Annotated in this window: 15 protein-coding genes; 10 read left to right on the forward strand and 5 right to left on the reverse strand. The window is 60.4% G+C overall.

The window, feature by feature from the left end; all coding sequences use genetic code 11:
- Window positions 1-88 precede the first annotated feature (88 nt).
- A complete protein-coding gene (gene mqo, locus KBX13_RS00690) occupies window positions 89-1585 on the forward strand; it encodes a malate dehydrogenase (quinone) (protein ID WP_256020295.1) in 1497 nt (498 codons plus the stop codon).
- A gap of 57 nt (window positions 1586-1642) precedes the next feature.
- Here mqo and KBX13_RS00695 read toward each other — a convergent pair whose 3' ends face one another.
- Window positions 1643-2851, reverse strand: a complete 1209-nt coding sequence (locus KBX13_RS00695) for a protein adenylyltransferase SelO family protein (protein WP_256020297.1) — start codon at window positions 2849-2851, stop codon at window positions 1643-1645.
- An 87-nt stretch (window positions 2852-2938) separates the two neighbouring features.
- Between KBX13_RS00695 and KBX13_RS00700 the strand changes: the two genes are divergently transcribed.
- Entirely contained in the window at window positions 2939-3907 is a 969-nt protein-coding gene (locus tag KBX13_RS00700; protein ID WP_256020299.1) for a methyltransferase, read from the forward strand.
- Here KBX13_RS00700 and KBX13_RS00705 read toward each other — a convergent pair.
- From KBX13_RS00705 to yaaA, 3 genes are read right to left on the reverse strand one after another with little or no spacing between them, the layout of a single operon-like run.
- On the reverse strand, window positions 3882-4571 hold the full coding sequence (locus KBX13_RS00705) for a thermonuclease family protein (protein ID WP_256020300.1): 690 nt from the start codon (window positions 4569-4571) through the stop codon (window positions 3882-3884). The genes KBX13_RS00700 and KBX13_RS00705 overlap by 26 nt on opposite strands.
- Window positions 4568-5293 (reverse strand): DUF1648 domain-containing protein, encoded by a 726-nt coding sequence (locus tag KBX13_RS00710; RefSeq protein ID WP_070362298.1) that lies wholly within the window; start codon window positions 5291-5293, stop codon window positions 4568-4570. Before KBX13_RS00710 ends, KBX13_RS00705 begins: the two co-directional genes overlap by 4 nt.
- Window positions 5294-6016 carry a peroxide stress protein YaaA gene (gene yaaA / locus KBX13_RS00715; protein ID WP_256020302.1) on the reverse strand — a complete coding sequence of 241 codons (723 nt, stop codon included), beginning with the start codon at window positions 6014-6016 and terminating at the stop codon, window positions 5294-5296.
- Window positions 6017-6046: 30 nt separating this feature from the next.
- Between yaaA and KBX13_RS00720 the strand changes: the two genes are divergently transcribed.
- A complete protein-coding gene (locus KBX13_RS00720) occupies window positions 6047-7828 on the forward strand; it encodes a proline--tRNA ligase (RefSeq protein ID WP_256020304.1) in 1782 nt (593 codons plus the stop codon).
- A gap of 20 nt (window positions 7829-7848) precedes the next feature.
- On the opposite strand, the gene KBX13_RS00725 is transcribed toward KBX13_RS00720, so the two are convergent.
- Window positions 7849-8664: a DUF4439 domain-containing protein gene (locus KBX13_RS00725; RefSeq protein ID WP_256020306.1), complete on the reverse strand. Its 816-nt coding sequence runs from the start codon at window positions 8662-8664 to the stop codon at window positions 7849-7851.
- A 42-nt stretch (window positions 8665-8706) separates the two neighbouring features.
- On the opposite strand from KBX13_RS00725, the gene rimP reads away from it, so the two are divergent.
- The 7 genes from rimP (at window position 8707) to KBX13_RS00760 (ending at window position 16507) form a co-directional block, all read left to right on the forward strand.
- A complete protein-coding gene (rimP, locus tag KBX13_RS00730; RefSeq protein WP_070362302.1) occupies window positions 8707-9258 on the forward strand; it encodes a ribosome maturation factor RimP in 552 nt (183 codons plus the stop codon).
- A 19-nt stretch (window positions 9259-9277) separates the two neighbouring features.
- Complete coding sequence (gene nusA / locus KBX13_RS00735) at window positions 9278-10282, forward strand: transcription termination factor NusA (protein ID WP_070478894.1); 1005 nt, start codon at window positions 9278-9280, stop codon at window positions 10280-10282.
- Between the two features lie 155 nt (window positions 10283-10437).
- The gene (locus KBX13_RS00740) at window positions 10438-10752 is read left to right on the forward strand and encodes a YlxR family protein (RefSeq protein WP_256005092.1); all 315 of its coding nucleotides are present in this window, start codon (window positions 10438-10440) and stop codon (window positions 10750-10752) included.
- A 106-nt stretch (window positions 10753-10858) separates the two neighbouring features.
- Window positions 10859-13618: a translation initiation factor IF-2 gene (infB, locus tag KBX13_RS00745; protein ID WP_256020307.1), complete on the forward strand. Its 2760-nt coding sequence runs from the start codon at window positions 10859-10861 to the stop codon at window positions 13616-13618.
- Window positions 13619-13754: 136 nt separating this feature from the next.
- Window positions 13755-14189: a 30S ribosome-binding factor RbfA gene (gene rbfA, locus KBX13_RS00750; protein WP_256020309.1), complete on the forward strand. Its 435-nt coding sequence runs from the start codon at window positions 13755-13757 to the stop codon at window positions 14187-14189.
- Between the two features lie 5 nt (window positions 14190-14194).
- Entirely contained in the window at window positions 14195-15181 is a 987-nt protein-coding gene (locus KBX13_RS00755) for a bifunctional oligoribonuclease/PAP phosphatase NrnA (protein ID WP_070362306.1), read from the forward strand.
- 12 nt (window positions 15182-15193) lie between these two features.
- On the forward strand, window positions 15194-16507 hold the full coding sequence (locus KBX13_RS00760) for an MATE family efflux transporter (protein ID WP_256020311.1): 1314 nt from the start codon (window positions 15194-15196) through the stop codon (window positions 16505-16507).
- The last annotated feature ends 3 nt before the right edge of the window (window positions 16508-16510 follow it).

Raw genomic sequence — 16510 nt, forward strand, 5'->3', positions numbered from 1 at the left:
ACAAGCGTATGGTTAGAGAGGTTACGCACCTGCCTGAAATGTGCGTTGCACTCGTACAACGATATGGATCGAAGAGGGAATATTACTAATGTCTGAGACGGGCAACATCCAGTACGTTGATGAGGTTGACGTACTGCATATCGGCGCCGGAATTATGAGTGCCACGCTGGGAGCAATGATCCGGGAGCTTGAGCCGGAGTGGACTCAAGCAGTGTATGAGCGACTTGAGGGGCCAGCGCAAGAGTCCTCGTACCCGCTCAACAACGCGGGTACCGGGCACTCTGCGCTGTGTGAGTTGAACTACACGCCTGAAAAGAATGGGCAGATTCAGATTGCAAAGGCGCTCGCGATTAATGAGAAGTTCCAGATCGCGCGCCAGTTCTGGTCCCATCAGATCGACAATGGCAAGTTGGGGGACCCAAGCGAGTTCATTCACCCTGTCCCGCACGTTTCGTTCGCGCAGGGGCAGGACCAGATCGACTACCTGCGTCGCCGTTACGAGGCCCTGTCTGCGAACCACATGTTCCCGGGTATGCAGTTCTCGGCGGATGAAGACAAGTTTGCTGAGAAGCTTCCTCTGATGGCGAAGGGCCGCGACTTTGGTGCTGAGCCTGTTGCAATTTCCTGGATGGACGCGGGTACTGACATTAACTACGGTGCGCTGACTCGCCAGTTTTTCGACGCCTCCGAGAAGGCTGGTACCCAGATCCACTATGGGCACGAAGTAGTGAATCTTAAGCGCGAGGGCAAGCTATGGAATGTCACCGTCCGCAATGTCCACACAGGCGACAAGCATGTCGCGCGTGCGCGTTTCGTGTTCGTGGGTGCGGGTGGCTACGCGCTCGACTTGTTGCGTAAGGCAGGCGTGCCGGAGGTGCATGGTTACGCCGGGTTCCCGATTTCCGGCATGTGGCTGCGTACCAACAACCAGGAGCTGGTTGCGCAGCACCAAGCGAAGGTGTACGGCAAGGCAAAGGTGGGCGCGCCCCCAATGTCCGTTCCTCACCTTGACCTCCGCGTTGTTGACGGTGAGCAGTCACTACTGTTTGGCCCGTACGGTGGTTGGAGCCCGAAGTTCTTGAAGAAGGGCTCGTACTTGGACCTGTTTAAGTCGATTCGTCCGGATAACATTCCGTCCTACCTTGGTGTCGCTGCGTCAAACATCGGCTTGGTGAAGTACCTGGTGGAGGAAGTCTTCCGCGATTTTGACGGCAAGATCGACGTGCTGCGTCAGTACTACCCGGAGGTAAACCCTGCCGACTGGGATGTGGCTGTCGCAGGCCAGCGTGTCCAGGTGATTAAGCCTGCACGTGCACCGAAGTTTGGTTCGCTCGAGTTCGGTACCGCGCTGGTCAACGACCAGGACGGCACGATCGCGGGCATCCTGGGTGCGTCGCCGGGTGCGTCGATTACCCCGGCTGCGATGATTGAGCTGCTGGAGCGCTGCTTCGGCGAGCGCATGGTCTCCTGGGGCGACAAGTTGCGCGAGATGTTCCCGACCTACGGCGTATCGCTGCGCGATGACAAGGCGGCGTATGAGAAGCAGTGGGAGTGGACGCAAAAGACGCTTGGTCTCCAGGCGTAGTAGCCGCTTGAAAGTATCGGCCACACGGCTTCCGGTTGTACCGGCGCCGTGTGGCTTTTACGTTCCGCAGAACGTCGTGAATGCGCCGTCAGGTTCCTTCTCGAGCATCCACGGCTCCCCGGCGTCCGGGTCGTATGGGTGGGTGACTGCCTGGAGCAAAGCGGTGAACGGACTGTAGTCGCCAACGTGCTCGAACGCGTCGAGTGCGTCTTGTAGCGCGAAGTTTTTTGGCACATACAACGGACCTGGGCGTCCGTTCACACCGTGTTTACGGTTGTAGTCAGCGAGGTCGTCGACACCTACTACCGCATCGAGGCCTTCCGGTCCGAACCAGCGCTTGGTGGCGCCCTCCCAGCGCTCAGGGATAGTGGTAAGGATCTCGTTGGCCCGCGATTCCGGCATCAGTGGCAAGAGCCCTTCCGCGAGTCGCACTAGATTCCATGCGATCACGTTTGGCTGAGCTCCGAAGCAGTAGCGTCCATGCCGATCAATGGATGAGAAGCATGAGTGCGGGTCAAACCCTTGGGTGAAGGCGCAGGGTCCGTAGTCGATGGTTTCGCCGCTGAGCGCGGTGTTGTCCGTGTTCATGACGCCGTGCACGAACCCGTAGCGCATCCACTGCGCTACCAGTTCAAGTTGCTTGTCGACGACCCCTTCCAGCAGCCTTTCCGCAGCATCGAAACCCGCGGCGTGCACGACGGCTTCCAAGAGTTCATGGGACTGAGTTGCTGCGTACTGCACCGAGCCAACGCGTAGGTGGGAGCGCGCGACGCGGACCACGATGCCTGCTGGAACTGGGCCACTGTTGCGCATGATCGTCTCCCCGGTACTGATAACGGCCAGTGCGCGTGTGGTCGGCACTCCGATTGCATGCATATGTTCCGAGACCAGGTACTCGCGCAGCATGGCGGTCAGTGGGCCTTTCCCGTCGGAGCCTGGGCGGGAGAAAGGGGTACGCCCGCTGCCTTTCAGTTGGATTTCGTAGCCGTTGCGGTCGCCGAGGAGGGTTGCGCGGCCGTCGCCAAGCAGGGGCACGAACGCGCCGAATTGGTGGCCTGCGTAGGCGGTTGCAACGCCGCCCGTCGCACCTGTCATCCAGGCGATGCCCTCATCGCTTCGGAGCCACTCCGTGTCGAGGTCGAGCTCGGACGCGACTGACTCGTTGAGGTAGCTCACCTGGGCGTTGGGGAAGTGCGTGGGCGCCACCGTGCCGACCATGCCTGGGAGTGTTTCCGCAAAGTGTTGGTGGAGCTCGGGGTAATGCATGCCAACAGCCTAAACTGTCTGGGCAAGGAGCAAAAGGAGAGAACATGCAGCAGTACCTGGTGTTGACGCAGTGGGAGGTAAGTGGCCGTGCGCGCGCTTGACCGGCTGATCTGGGAGCAGGCGAGTGAACTCGAGGGGTTCGAGTCAGCCGACATGCTCATCGTGTGCAACGACCCGACCGGGGCGCTTGTGCGTGCCGGGGTGGAAAGCGGGAAGCGTGTCGTCGTCGCGGACACGGACTACTCCCGCTGCCGGCAAGCAGCAGCGTTGGGCGCAGAGGTCGTCGGTGATCAGCGTCTCGATGAGTACCTGGCGGGGTTGTCCGGTTCGTGCGTTGCGTTGGGAGAGATGCCGAAGTCGCTCGCGCGCCTTGACTACCTCGCGCGCAGTATCGCGGGTGCAGGGTTTACGCAGGCGGACGTCGTGTTGGGGGCGAACAACAAGCACCTGAGTCGGACCATGAACAGCGTGTTGGAGCAGTCCTTCGTTGAGGTGCACGCCACGCGGGGTAGAGGTAAATTCCGCTGCCTCGCGGCGCGTGGCCCAAAGCCTGTGTCCTACACGCCGGTAGAAGAAAACGGGTTCGTTGCCATCGGAGGCGTCTTCGCGGGGGCGCGGGCGGACTACGGCGGGCAGCTGCTGCGGTCGTGTCTTCCGGACGCCCCCGGCGCGCTATTGGACCTCGGTTGCGGTAATGGGGCTGTTTCGAAGGGGCTTGAGGGGGAGGTGTGTGCCACGGATGCTGATGCGGACGCGGTGCTTTCCGCCCGCGCGATCGGTATTGACGCGACCTGGGATGATGCCGGAAGCAAGTTTGCCGACGCCTCCTTCGACACCGTGGCGCTCAACCCTCCATTTCACGCGGGCACGACCGTGGACACGACGCTGGTGGAGCATCTGCTGAACGCATCGCATCGCCTGTTGAAACCGGGCGGTCAGCTCTTCATAGTGTTCAACTCGCACCTGCCGTACCGTGCCCAGGTCACGAAGCGTTTTGCACAGGTGGAGCAGGTGGCGAGGAACTCGAAGTTTACGGTGTTGACAGCTCGTCGATAAGGCGTTGCTGTTCGTCGAGGTACTCCATGGCGGGCTCGCGGGACGTGAAGTTTCGCGTGCGCTTCACGCTGTCGCGCAGTGCGTCGACGTAGTGCTGGCAGCGGCCGGCAAGCCCGCGGTCGCCGGGGGAGCGCTCGAGCTCCTCGATGCCGGTGGTGAGCATCTCGAAGGTGACCTGTTGCGTGGGTTCGGTAAACCAGCACTCAGGCCCAAGACCGTAGATGCCGAGGGAATCGCGCACCGCAGGTGCGGCCTCTGCCTCGAGGCGCTGCGTGAACTTCGTGTTCGGCGCGTACTCGACGACGCGGGCAAGCCCCTCGGACACCATCACGGCGTTGACGAATTGGCCGTCGCGAAACACTCCGGCAAGTGTGCGCCCGTAGCGGTCGGTGCGCTCCTGGTCGTATTCGAGGCGTACGCCCGTGCCTTCGGGGAGGAGCTCCTCGAGACGCCGGGTTGCGTCGTCAGCTAAGCACTCGCCACGCTCCGGAGTGTCAATCCCGAGCAGGCGAACGCGCTCTTGCCCAGCGGGGCCGTCGACAACGATTGTGTCGCCATCGACGACGCTCGCTACGCGTACTTCCGGGGCATCGACTTGCTGCCAGACCCAGCTGCCGACAGCGAGCAGCACAATGGCGGCGAGGAGCCCAAACACCTTTTTCATAGCATGGCCACCAGCACCGTGAAGAGCGTGTACACCACGACAGCGGCCAGCATCCGTACCAAGTACCGTTTGCCCAGCTGCTGCCCACGGTTGATGATGAGGCGAGTCGGCCGGGACGGAACTGAAATTGCGGCCATCGGATCGCTCGGGGCGTTGTAGACGCCTAAGAAGAATTCGTCATCAGCTCGGGCAATCTCCTCCGCATCGGGCTCGACCTTCTTCGAGGACGTCAGCCGCACCATCAGCACGAGACTGCCGACGACAACCAGGATGGTGAACGCCACCCAAACAGCGGGGGCCAACCACTGTATGTGAGCAAATGCTGGCAGGCGCGTTGTCACGTCGCTGACGAGAAACGCGACAGCAACCGCTACCGCGAACCACCCCAAGAAGCGCCACGTCAGGTGCACAACCTGTTCTACCCGCTGCGCAACACTCACCGAGTACGGTACGGAGGGACTCCCAGGGACCGGCTGTGGCTGTGCAAGTCCACGTGGAGGAAGGCACGCCAACATTAGCAGGGCAGTTCCTGCTGAATACAGCGGCATCATCAGCACGTGCAGTGGCGTCTTCGGCTCCCAACTATCCGCCTGGCCCGACGCGTCAAAATGCGTCGCAACAGGGTCAGGAATACTGTCCCAGTACAGCAGCAACAGCGCCACGTGCGCTAGCAGCACAATGGCGGCAACACCCCACGGTTTCCAGTTCACCGGCGCACCCATCTACGTCCCTTCCACCACAAGCGTCAGCACCAAACCATTCACCTCGACAGCATAGCCCGCGGCCTCGGCAACCTCGGCGATTTCACTTATCGACGCCACCTCCGGCCCACACGCCAATGCCCTGGCCAACAGCCCCTTGTAATGCTTATTGAAGTGACTGACCACCTTGCGCGACCCATCCGGGGCAACGGACTCCACCCTCACCGTCACCGCACCATCGACAGGCCCCAGCTTCTCGTAGGCGCCAGAGCGCATATCCACCACGAACGGTTCCTGCGCAAGCGCTGACGAAACCGCTGACCCCCAACGCGCCCGCATCGTCGGCAGCGACCCATCCGCAGCAGGCACCTTCGACGAGGCAGAGACGCGATACCGCGGAATCATGTCATCAGCACGCACAACGCCAAACAGCGCCGAGCCAACCGCCAAACGGCGAATCGCATCATCCGGCAACGTCTCAGGATCAAGCGCGTCATACAACACCCCCGTATAGCGATAAATCGCAGGCATCACCGGACCCGACCGCAACGATTGATTCTCCACCGCCTCCTCCCGCTTCGTCTTTGGAATCTTCAGCAGCGCCATCATCTCGTCCACGTCCATTGCGGAGAGGTCGTCGATAAGCGAAGCGCGCACCGAATCCAGGGCAGGGAAGGAGACAGACATGGCGTCGCGCTCGCCGCCAGGCGCCTTCGTCTCGGAAGGAGGGAGCAGGATCAACATGCAACTCACCCTAGCGCTAAGATATGCCCCATGATTACACGCCTGTCAGAGCTCTTCCTGCGCACGCTGCGCGAAGACCCAGCCGATGCCGAAGTTCCAAGCCACAAACTGCTCGTCCGAGCAGGCTACGTCCGCCGCGCCGCGCCGGGCGTTTACAACTGGCTCCCACTTGGGCTTCGCACCCTGCGCAAGATCGAAGGCATCGTCCGTGAAGAAATGAACAGCATGGGCGCACAAGAGCTGTTGTTCCCAGCCCTTCTTCCACGCGAACCATACGAGCTCACCAACCGCTGGACCGAATACGGCGATGACCTGTTCCGCCTCAAAGACCGTAAGGGCGCCGACATGCTGCTTGGTCCGACCCACGAAGAGATGTTCACCGCGGCGGTCAAGGACATGTACTCCTCCTACAAGGACTTCCCGGTCACCCTCTACCAAATCCAAACCAAGTACCGCGACGAAGCACGCCCCCGCGCCGGCATCCTGCGCGGCCGCGAGTTCGTGATGAAGGACTCCTACTCCTTCGACATGTCGGACGAGGGCCTGGATAATGCGTACGCCAAGCACCGCGAGACCTACCAGCGCATCTTCAACCGCGTTGGCATCCGCTACGAGATCTGCAAGGCCACCTCAGGTGCGATGGGTGGCTCCGCATCCGAGGAGTTCCTCGCGTACTCCGATAATGGCGAGGACACCTTTGCCGTGTCTACCGCGGGGGACTACGCCGCCAACGTTGAGGCAGTGACCACGGTTGCGCCTGAACCACGCCCGATTGAAGGTCTGCCGGAAGCCGTCGAGCACGACACACCAGCTTCCGAGACCATCGCGGCACTCGTGAAGTGGGCGCAGGAAGCAGGAGTGCTTATCGACGGCCGCCCTGCCCAAGCCTCCGACACCCTGAAGTGCATGATGATCAAGGTCGACGACCCCCGCGTGCTCGACGAGAACGGTAATCCAGTCGGCCCGCAACTGGTCGGCGTTTTAATCCCGGGTGACCGCGAACTGGACGAAAAGCGCCTGGAAGCTTCGCTGGAACCAGCGACGTTTGAGCTGGCTAGCGACGAGGACTTCACCAAGAGCGACTTCCTGGTCAAGGGCTACGTTGGTCCACGCGCGCTGCAGGCCAATGGCGTGCGTGTCCTCGCGGACCCGCGCGTGGTGGAAGGATCCGCGTGGATCACCGGTGCAGACGCTCCTCAGAAGCACGTCGTCGGCCTTGTTGCTGGACGTGACTTCACCGTTGACGGGTTCATCGAAGCCGCCGAGATCAAGGAAGGCGACCCCTCACCGTCCGGCAACGGCACAGTGAAGCTTGCCCGCGGTATTGAACTGGGTCACATCTTCCAGCTTGGTCGCAAGTACACCGAGGCAATGGATGTGCAGATCCTGGACGAAAATGGCAAGCGCGCCGTGCCGACGATGGGCTCCTACGGCATCGGTATCTCGCGCATGATGGCCGTCGTCGCGGAGCAGAAGCACGACGAGAAGGGCCTCGTGTGGCCAGTTGCAGTCGCGCCGTACCAGGTACACGTTGCCGTCGCGAACAAGGACAAGGCAGCCATGGAAGCCGGCGACGCACTCGTGCAGGAACTCAGCGACAAGGGCATCGAAGTACTTTACGACGACCGCCCAAAGGTGTCCCCGGGCGTCAAGTTCAAGGATGCCGAATTGCTCGGCATGCCGTTCGTTGTGATCCTCGGTCGCTCGTTCGCCGACGGCATCGTTGAGCTTCGCATCCGCGGCGGCGAGACCCTTGAGGTCCCAGCTGGTGAGGTTGTGGCGAAGCTGCAGCAGCTCATCGCCGAAAGCTAATTCGGCAGTAGCAAGGAGCCTTATGCTTGCTGCGCGTGCGCGGCAAGCATAAGGCTTTGTTGTTTCCACTCGGAAGAGCTGGCCTGGGATACGGTTCCCCTCCAGGTATTGGTGAGCTGGGCGGAGAGGGCGTCGACAAGCGCTTCGGCATCTGCTGCATCATTGAGCGCATCATCGTGGGCGAGTTGATACCCAGCTGCTGCGACTGGAATCGAGTCAGCGTCGCGCAGTGCGGTGCGCAGGAACGCGACGCGCTCATCGGAGGCGTCCTCCAACGTGGCGATACGCGCGTGCAGCGGCGCATCCGCATACGCCTTTGCCAGCCCCAGCCCATAGAGGAACTCGTACTCTGTTTTGAGCGCCGCACTGGCAAGCTCGATATCGCCCTTGTTTTGCAGTGCGGCGACGTCCTCAGCGTCGAGTTCGGGGCCGATTGCCGCGATGATGTCGACGGCCTGCGCCGCAACTAAGTCTCGCGACTGCGCTGGAACCTTCTCCAAAGAAGCTGTCACGGACTGCTCGACGACCTCTTGCAGTCCTACATCATTGCTGACACCCACGGCTTCACCAGGACCGGTGGAAAACTCGCAGCTGCGCGGCAACTCCGCGTCAATGTTGCCGCAGAGTCGCGCAACCTCTCCAAAAAGCTCATCCGCCTGCTTGCCACGAAGCTCAGCGAGTGCTGGATCCGAAAGACTGCGCGCATCCGCAGTCGCCTGTTGCGCAAGGCCAAGCACTGCTTTGTCGGGGCGGGGCCCAACAACACCGAGAAGGTCGCACGACGAAAGCGTCAGCGACAACGGCACCGCAAGAACAGCAACCAGCAATTTTTTCACGGGGAAAACGCTAGCACGTTTGCGTCGCGCTATGGTGGGCACATGGCTTTTCCAACTCCCCAAGAACTAGAGACACTCATTGAGCCGCTGGCCCAACGCCACAACATGGACATCGAACACGTCAAGGCAGTGAAGGCTGGTAAGAAATCCCAGATTGTCATCGCGCTTGATGCCGATGCGCGTCCAACGCTGGACGAGCTCGAGGTAGTGTCGAACGAAATCGGGGAGTTCCTCGACGAACAGGAAGAAGTCGGAGCGTTCTCATTCGGTGCTGGTTACACGCTGGAAGTGACCACCCCAGGCGTCGACTTACCGCTCACAGCACCGCGCCACTGGCGTCGTAACCGCGGACGGTTGGTGAAGCTCAACGACACCAACGGCCAGAGTTCTATCTGGCGCATTGGCGCGATGAACTCCGAGGAAACGAAGGTCGCGCTGATCGAGGCAGGGAAGAAGACCCCGGCGGTGCAAATCTTGGAAGTTTCCGAAATGCCGAAATCGGTGGTAGAAATTGAGTTCAACACGCCGCCCGCTGCTGAGCGAGAACTCAGCGAGGCGACGTTTGAAGAAGCAGAAGTAGCAGCAACCCTGTAAGGGATCCGGAGGAAGACAAGTGAATATTGACGTCCAAGTCTTGAAGAACATCGAAGCACAGCAAGGAATTGGGTTCGACGAACTACTCGAGACCATCGCCTCGGCGCTGCTCTTCGCATACACGGACAACCTGGAGCACCCCCAGGATGAACACCACAAGGCGCGCGTCGACATCGACTCCGAAACCGGTGACGTTGCCGTCATGGTTTCTGAGCTCGACGCTGAGGGCGAAATTATCTCGGAGTACGACGCCACCCCGGTCAACTTTTCTCGAATCGGTGCGAGGGCCGTGCGCGACGCCATCAAGGGCAAGCTATTGGCCGTCGAAGCTGGTCGCGTGTACGAGGAGTACTCCGGCGCTGAAGGTACTGTTGTCTCAGGCATCGTGCAGCGGGACGCGCAAGCGGAAGCACGCGGAATCTCCGTGGTGCAGCTTGGAACCGAAGCCGATCCACAGGATGGCCTGCTCATCCCGGCAGAAAAGATCCCTTCCGAAACGCTCAAGCACGGTGACCGCATTAAGGCGTACGTAGTTGGCGTCAATAAGTCTGACCGTCGTGTGCAGGTAAGCCTGTCGCGCACGCACCCTGAGCTCGTGCGCGGGTTGTTCGCGCTTGAGGTCCCGGAAATCGCAGATGGCACCGTTGAGATCGTGGGCATTGCCCGTGAGGCGGGGCACCGCTCCAAGATCGCTGTACGGGCGACGGTGAAGGGTGTCAACGCGAAAGGCGCATGCATCGGCCCGCGCGGCTCGCGCGTCTCAAACGTGATGAAGGAGCTCGGCGGGGAAAAGATCGACATCATCGACTGGGCAGAGGATCCGGCTACGTATGTTGGAAACTCACTGGCGCCATCGAAGGTTGTCAAGGTCGAGGTCGTCGACCCAGTGGCGCAAGTAGCGCGCGTTACCGTGCCCGACTACCAGCTGTCACTTGCGATTGGCAAGGAGGGGCAGAACGCACGTCTGGCTGCCCGCCTTACCGGTTGGAAGATCGACATCCACTCCGACGCAGCCGCGGATTAACGACGCCACATCCTGGCCTCTGTGTTGGGAATTCACACAACGCTTATAAAAACTTGGCAAAGTGGCGTAGGCTGGTCCGTGGCTAATTTTCCCATCGTGGTGTTGGCCACGCGATAGCCGTTCAGCAATGTCGAGTATGTGGAAGAAGGGTGTGGATGACTTCAGCGAGCAAACGCTCAATCCGTCGTCGCACCTGTATAGCCACAGGCCGGAAACTTCCAGATAGGGAATTGCTCCGGGTTGTTGCTGACGGTACTGTTCCAGGTGTTGTTCTTGCAGATCCCACCCGATCATTACCTGGGCGGGGAGCGTGGATAACCCCTACATGGGATGCATTAAAGCTGGCGGAAGAGCGTAGAGCTTTCTCTCGCGCCCTCCGTCTGTCCGCTCCGGCGGACGTAGGTCATGTACACAAGTACCTCGCTGAAAAGGCGAAAGACCCAACAGAAGTAAGGAAGACCGAACACTGATGAGAACGCAACAATGAAGCAGCATCAGCGATGAAAGTCATAATCAACGTCTAGAGGCCGGTCGCCGTTTCCGGTGCCGCCCTCTAGCCCAACTAAGAGGAGACACGTGCCCGGAAAGCTACGCGTACACGAGCTCGCAAAACGACTCGGCGTAACAAGCAAGGAACTACTCGCCACTCTGAAGGAAGAGGGCGAATTCGTAAAGACAGCTTCCTCCACCATTGAGCCTCCCGTCGTCAAGAAGATGACGGCACTGTACGAGCAAAAGAATGGTGGCGGAGAAGAAGCATCCGCGAAGGATAAGGATGCAGCGAAGCCCGCTGGTAAGGCGTCGAAGCCTGCAGCAGCAAAGCCTGCGGCACCAAAGCCAAGTGCTGCAAAACCTGCAGCACCAAAGCCCGGCGCTGCCACACCAGCCGCTCCAAAGCCCGGCGCTGCTAAGCCAGCTGCCCCGAAGCCTGCAGCAGCAAAGCCTGCGGCACCAAAGCCAAGTGCTGCAAAACCTGCAGCACCAAAGCCTGCCGCAGCGAAACCTGCAGCACCAAAGCCGTCGGGTATGCCGCGGCCGATGCCGAAGCCGGGTGGCCGCCCACGGGTAGCCAACAACCCATTTTCTTCCAACACTGGTGGGGCACGACCAGCTCCACGTCCAGGTGGTCGCGGTGCACAGGGTGGCCGTGGTGGTCAGCCTGGTCGCGGTGGCCAAGGTGGCCCACGCCCAGGGCAGAACCAGGGCCAGGGTCGCGGGACTGGCGCGCAGCGTCAAGGTAGCCGTCGTCCGTCCCCAGCAGATATGGCAGCGGCACCGTCGCCAACGCAAATGCCACGCAAGGCGGCTGGGTCGGACAACCGTGGTGGTCGTGGGCACGGCCGCGGCCGTGGTGGACACGGCCCGGGCGGCCCACAGGGCGGCGGTTTCCGCGGTCGCGGTGGACGTCGTGGCGGAACCGCTGGTGCATTCGGCCGTCCAGGTGGCGCACCAGGGCGTCGTCGTAAGTCGAAGGGTCAGAAGAGGGCCGAGTACGAAGAGATGCACGCACCAAACGTCATCGGTGGCGTACGCCTTCCTGATGGCGGTGGCAAGACTGTGCGTCTGCGTCAGGGCGCGACCTTGGCTGACTTCGCTGACAAGATCGGTACCGAAGCATCGAACCTGGTGCAGGCTCTGTTCAACCTTGGTGAAATGGTAACGGCAACGCAGTCGGTCCCCGAGGAGACGCTGCAGCTACTCGGTGCCGAAATTAACTACGAGGTTAAGATCGTCTCTCCTGAGGACGAGGACCGCGAACTTCTCGAGTCCTTCGACCTCCAGTTCGGTGAGGATGAAGGCACCGAAGAGGACCTTGAACAGCGCCCACCAGTGGTGTCTGTCATGGGTCACGTGGACCACGGTAAGACGCGCCTGCTGGATACAATTCGTCGCGCCAACGTTGGGCGCGGCGAGGCCGGCGGTATTACCCAGGGCATCGGTGCGTACCAGACCACCGTTGAGTTGGAGGGCGTTGAGCGTAAGATCACCTTCCTCGATACCCCAGGTCACGAGGCGTTCACGGCAATGCGTGCCCGCGGTGCGAAGTCGACCGACCTCGCTATCCTCGTTGTCGCTGCTGACGACGGCGTGATGCCACAGACGGTTGAGGCTATCAACCACGCCAAGGCTGCAGACCTGCCTATCGTGGTTGCAGTGAACAAGGTGGATAAGCCGGAGGCTTCGCCGGAGAAGATCCGTGGTCAGCTGACCGAATACGGACTGGTTCCGGAGGAGTACGGCGGTGACACCATGTTCATCGACATCTCCGCGAAGCAGGGCACCGGCATCGATGAACTGCTCGAGGCAGTCTTGCTGACCGCCGACGCAGCTCTCGAGCTGCAGGCGAACCCGGACATGGATGCACAGGGCGTGGCTATCGAGTCGCACCTCGACCGTGGCCGTGGCCCAGTCTCCACCGTTATCGTGCAGCGCGGTACGTTGCGCGTCGGCGACTCCATCGTTGTGTGCGGCAACTTCGGCCGTGTCCGCCGAATGGTCGACGAGTGGGGCAACGACGTTGAAGAGGCTGGCCCGTCCCGCCCGGTACAGGTACAAGGCCTCAATGGCGTTCCTGGTCCAGGCGACAACCTCCTGGTAGTCGAGGACGACCGTGTTGCCCGCCAGATCGCTGCGCAGCGCGACGCCCGTCATCGCGCTGCTATGCAGGCACGCAGCAAGAAGCGCGTCTCTCTGGAGAACCTGGATCAGGCGCTCAAGGAGACCAGCCAGCTCAACCTCATCCTCAAGGGCGACAACGCCGGTTCGGTGGAAGCTCTGGAGGAGGCGCTGCTCAAGATCGAGGTCGACGACGAAGTCGAGGTAAACATCATCGACCGTGGCGTCGGTGCTGTTACCCAGACCAACGTCGTGCTCGCGGCCGCTTCCGACGCTGTCATCGTGGCATTCAATGTCCGTGCTGAGGGCAAGGCTACGGAAGAAGCCAACAACGAGGGCGTCGAGATCCGTTACTACTCGGTGATCTACAAGGCGATCGAGGAAGTCGAGGCAGCCCTGAAGGGCATGCTGAAGCCGATCTACGAAGAGAAGGACCTGGGCAAGGCCGAGATCCGTCAGATCTTCAAGGCATCTTCTGTCGGCCTCATCGCAGGCTGCATGGTTACCGAAGGCAAGGTCAAGCGTGGAGCGAAGATTCGCCTCGTGCGCGACGGCAACGTTGTTACCTCGGACGCGACCATCGACTCGCTGCGACGCGAGAAGGACGACGCAACAGAGGTTGCAAAGGGCTACGAGTGCGGCATGGTGCTGTCCTACCCGGACATCCAGGTCGACGACATCATCGAGGCATACGAGATGGTGGAAGTCCCCCGCGACTAGACGGTAGAGAGAAAACGGCCCTGCTCCTTCGCAAACGCGAAGTGAGCAGGGCCGTTTCTTTTCTTGAAGTAGTGGGCTGCGTCGTAGCAGGGTAGACTGTTCGGAGGTTTAGTGCCAATGAAGTAAAGGAGACGAAATGTCAGAGAACCCTCGCGCGCAGCGCCTGGCGAAGCAGATCCAAATGATCGTCGCTTCGGCGATAGAGCGTGAAGTGAAAGACCGTCGCCTCGAATTGGTGACTATTACGGACGTCCGGATGACCGGCGACCTACATGATGCGACTGTCTACTACACGGTCCGCGGAAAGAATATCGACGACGAGCCGGACTACGATCAGGCTGCAGAGGCGCTGCACCGTCACCGAGGGCAGATCCGCAAGATTGTTGGCGACCAGTTGAGCGTCCGCTTTACTCCTACGATTGAGTTCAAGCTTGATACGGTGCCGGAGTCCTCGGCGCGGATGGAAGAGCTGCTGGAAAAAGCTCGTCGTCGCGATGCAGAGCTGGCGCGACTGCGAGAGAACGCCCAGCCAGCAGGTGAGGAAAACCCGTATAAGACGATTGAAGAGTAGGCACTATGGCGTTGTTATTTCCCCAAGCAGAAGCCGAATTTAGCAAAGTTGCTGGCGCCATCAAGAGCGCATCGAATGTTGCGGTGCTGGCCCATATCAAGCCCGATGCTGATGCGATTGGATCGGCGTGCGCTCTTGTTCGCGGATTGCGGCAGATCGGAATTGAAGCCAGTGCTTACATCGGCCAGCCATTCCCGCACGCAAATAACCTGCGCTCTATTCCGGGGGTTGATGAGGTCGTCTATGGGGAAGCGTTACCAGCGGATGGGCTGATCGTCACGGTTGATTGTGCCTCGGTAGACCGAACGGGATGCTACCAATCTGAGCTTATGGCGCAGCAAGAGCGGGTGATCGTGCTTGACCATCACCGTTCGAATGACGGGTTCGGAGCGCGGAACCTCATTATCGATTCTGAGTCGACGACGACTATCATCCGGGAGCTGTTCACGTACCTCGGCGTCGAGTTAGATGCTGAACTGGCCTACTGCCTGTATTCCGGGCTTGTCACCGACACAGGTAACTTCCGTTGGGGTTCCCCGAGAATGCATACGCTTGCTGGAGAGTTGTTGGAATTCGGGCTCAATCCAAGGAACATATCCCTGCAGCTTTCGGACGAGATGACGGCCGATGACCTACGTTTGATGGGTAGTGCATTAGCAAGCTTGGAATCACGCCAAGTCGATGATCTCACAGTTTCGTTCATGTGTATTGATGAAGCTGCGATGCAAGCGATGAGCCAAACTGCCGTTGAAGCCGTAATTGATTACGCGCGTGTCCTCGTTGGCAGTGACGTCGGGGTTGTACTCAAGCAGTTCCACTCGGAGCGGTGGGGGATTTCCTTGCGCTCGACAAAGGTAGATGTCTCCGTCGTTGCAAGTGCGCTCGGCGGGGGTGGTCACCGCCCGGCTGCGGGGTACTCAGCGCAAGGAACGAAAGAGCAGGTACAAGATCAGCTTCTGGCTGCATTGCATGACGCATACGTTGCGGAGTAAGGCTGCTCCTGTATGACGAATACGCATGGTGTGCGGGCGCGTGACATTTTTGCCCTGGCGCTACCGGCCCTCGGCGTGCTTGCGGCGAATCCTCTGTATTTGCTGCTGGATACTGCTGTGGTTGGAAGGCTGGGCACGGTTGAGCTTGCGGCGCTCGCTGCTGGTACTGCGGTGCAATCTACGGTGACCACGCAGCTGACGTTTCTTTCCTACGGCACTACCGCGCGTAGCTCGCGTCTTTACGGCGCAGGTCGGCGTGCTGATGCGGTCGCGGAAGGCGTCCAGGCTTCGTGGGTGGCAATACTCGTGGGCCTCGGATTGGCGTCGATTATTTGGCTGTTCGCCGAACCCATAGCGTTTGCGTTGACTCAGAATGCGGAAACGTCTGCTGACGCGGCGCAGTGGATGCATGTCGCGGCGGTTGCTATTCCGCTGACGCTGCTGATTATGGCAGGTAATGGTTGGATGCGAGGAGTGCAGAACACCAGGCTACCGTTTGTGTTGACGCTGTGCGGTCTTGTACCCGGGGCGGTTCTATTGCCTTTGCTTGTTGACCACTTTGGGCTGGTGGGCTCTGCTGTGGCCAATGTAATAGGAATGGGAATTACCGCTTCACTATTCGTTGGGGCGCTTGTAAAGGAACATCGAGGAGAGGGCGCTGTTTGGCGCCCACAGTGGAATGTCATTGCCCATCAGTTGGTGCTTGGACGTGACTTGATTTTGCGCTCCGCCTCCTTTCAGATTTCGTTGCTCGCCGCTACCGCAGTCGCTGGTCGTTTTGGTGTCTTCGCGTTGGCCGCGCACCAGGTGTTGCTGCAGTTGTGGAACTTCCTGTGTCTCGTGCTGGACTCGCTCGCAATTGCAGCTCAGACGCTTACAGGGGCTGCACTTGGGCAGGGAAACGTGGAGCGCGCAAGAGGGACAGGTGCAGCTGTTACGCGCTACGCTACGGTGTTTGCGGTTGTGCTCGCTGCGGTTTTTCTTGTGTTCGATGGGCCAATCCAGTCGATTTTTACGCATGATCCTGGCATGGCAGACGCGCTGACCGTCCCTTGGCGGTGGTTGGTGGCGATGATCGTTGTGGGGGGTGCGGTGTTTGCGCTCGACGGGGTGCTGCTTGGAGCGAGTGACGCTGTCTTCCTGCGCAACCTTTCGATTGGCGCAATGCTCGGTGGATTTTTGCCTTTGACGTTGTTGTCCATGTGGCTGGGGTGGGGTCTCGCGGGTGTGTGGGCCGGCTATTTTGTCTCAGTCGTGTTGCGTCTGGTGGGAGTGCTGTGGCGGTTCCGTTCGATGAAGTGGGCGCGCACCGGGGTAGAGGAGTGAGTA

The organism is Corynebacterium sp. CCUG 51687 (genome assembly GCF_024453995.1).
Taxonomy (GTDB): domain Bacteria; phylum Actinomycetota; class Actinomycetes; order Mycobacteriales; family Mycobacteriaceae; genus Corynebacterium; species Corynebacterium pseudogenitalium.

Excerpts from the sequence above, each read along its gene's own strand:
- KBX13_RS00710 (WP_070362298.1), bottom strand. The coding sequence starts at position 5,293 with ATGGGTGCGCCGGTGAACTGGAAACCGTGGGGTGTTGCCGCCATTGTG.
- rbfA (WP_256020309.1), top strand. The coding sequence starts at position 13,755 with ATGTCAGAGAACCCTCGCGCGCAGCGCCTGGCGAAGCAGATCCAAATG.
- KBX13_RS00740 (WP_256005092.1), top strand. The coding sequence starts at position 10,438 with ATGACTTCAGCGAGCAAACGCTCAATCCGTCGTCGCACCTGTATAGCC.
- KBX13_RS00695 (WP_256020297.1), bottom strand. The coding sequence starts at position 2,851 with ATGCATTACCCCGAGCTCCACCAACACTTTGCGGAAACACTCCCAGGC.
- rimP (WP_070362302.1), top strand. The coding sequence starts at position 8,707 with ATGGCTTTTCCAACTCCCCAAGAACTAGAGACACTCATTGAGCCGCTG.
- mqo (WP_256020295.1), top strand. The coding sequence starts at position 89 with ATGTCTGAGACGGGCAACATCCAGTACGTTGATGAGGTTGACGTACTG.
- KBX13_RS00760 (WP_256020311.1), top strand. The coding sequence starts at position 15,194 with ATGACGAATACGCATGGTGTGCGGGCGCGTGACATTTTTGCCCTGGCG.
- KBX13_RS00755 (WP_070362306.1), top strand. The coding sequence starts at position 14,195 with ATGGCGTTGTTATTTCCCCAAGCAGAAGCCGAATTTAGCAAAGTTGCT.
- KBX13_RS00720 (WP_256020304.1), top strand. The coding sequence starts at position 6,047 with ATGATTACACGCCTGTCAGAGCTCTTCCTGCGCACGCTGCGCGAAGAC.
- yaaA (WP_256020302.1), bottom strand. The coding sequence starts at position 6,016 with ATGTTGATCCTGCTCCCTCCTTCCGAGACGAAGGCGCCTGGCGGCGAG.
- KBX13_RS00705 (WP_256020300.1), bottom strand. The coding sequence starts at position 4,571 with ATGAAAAAGGTGTTTGGGCTCCTCGCCGCCATTGTGCTGCTCGCTGTC.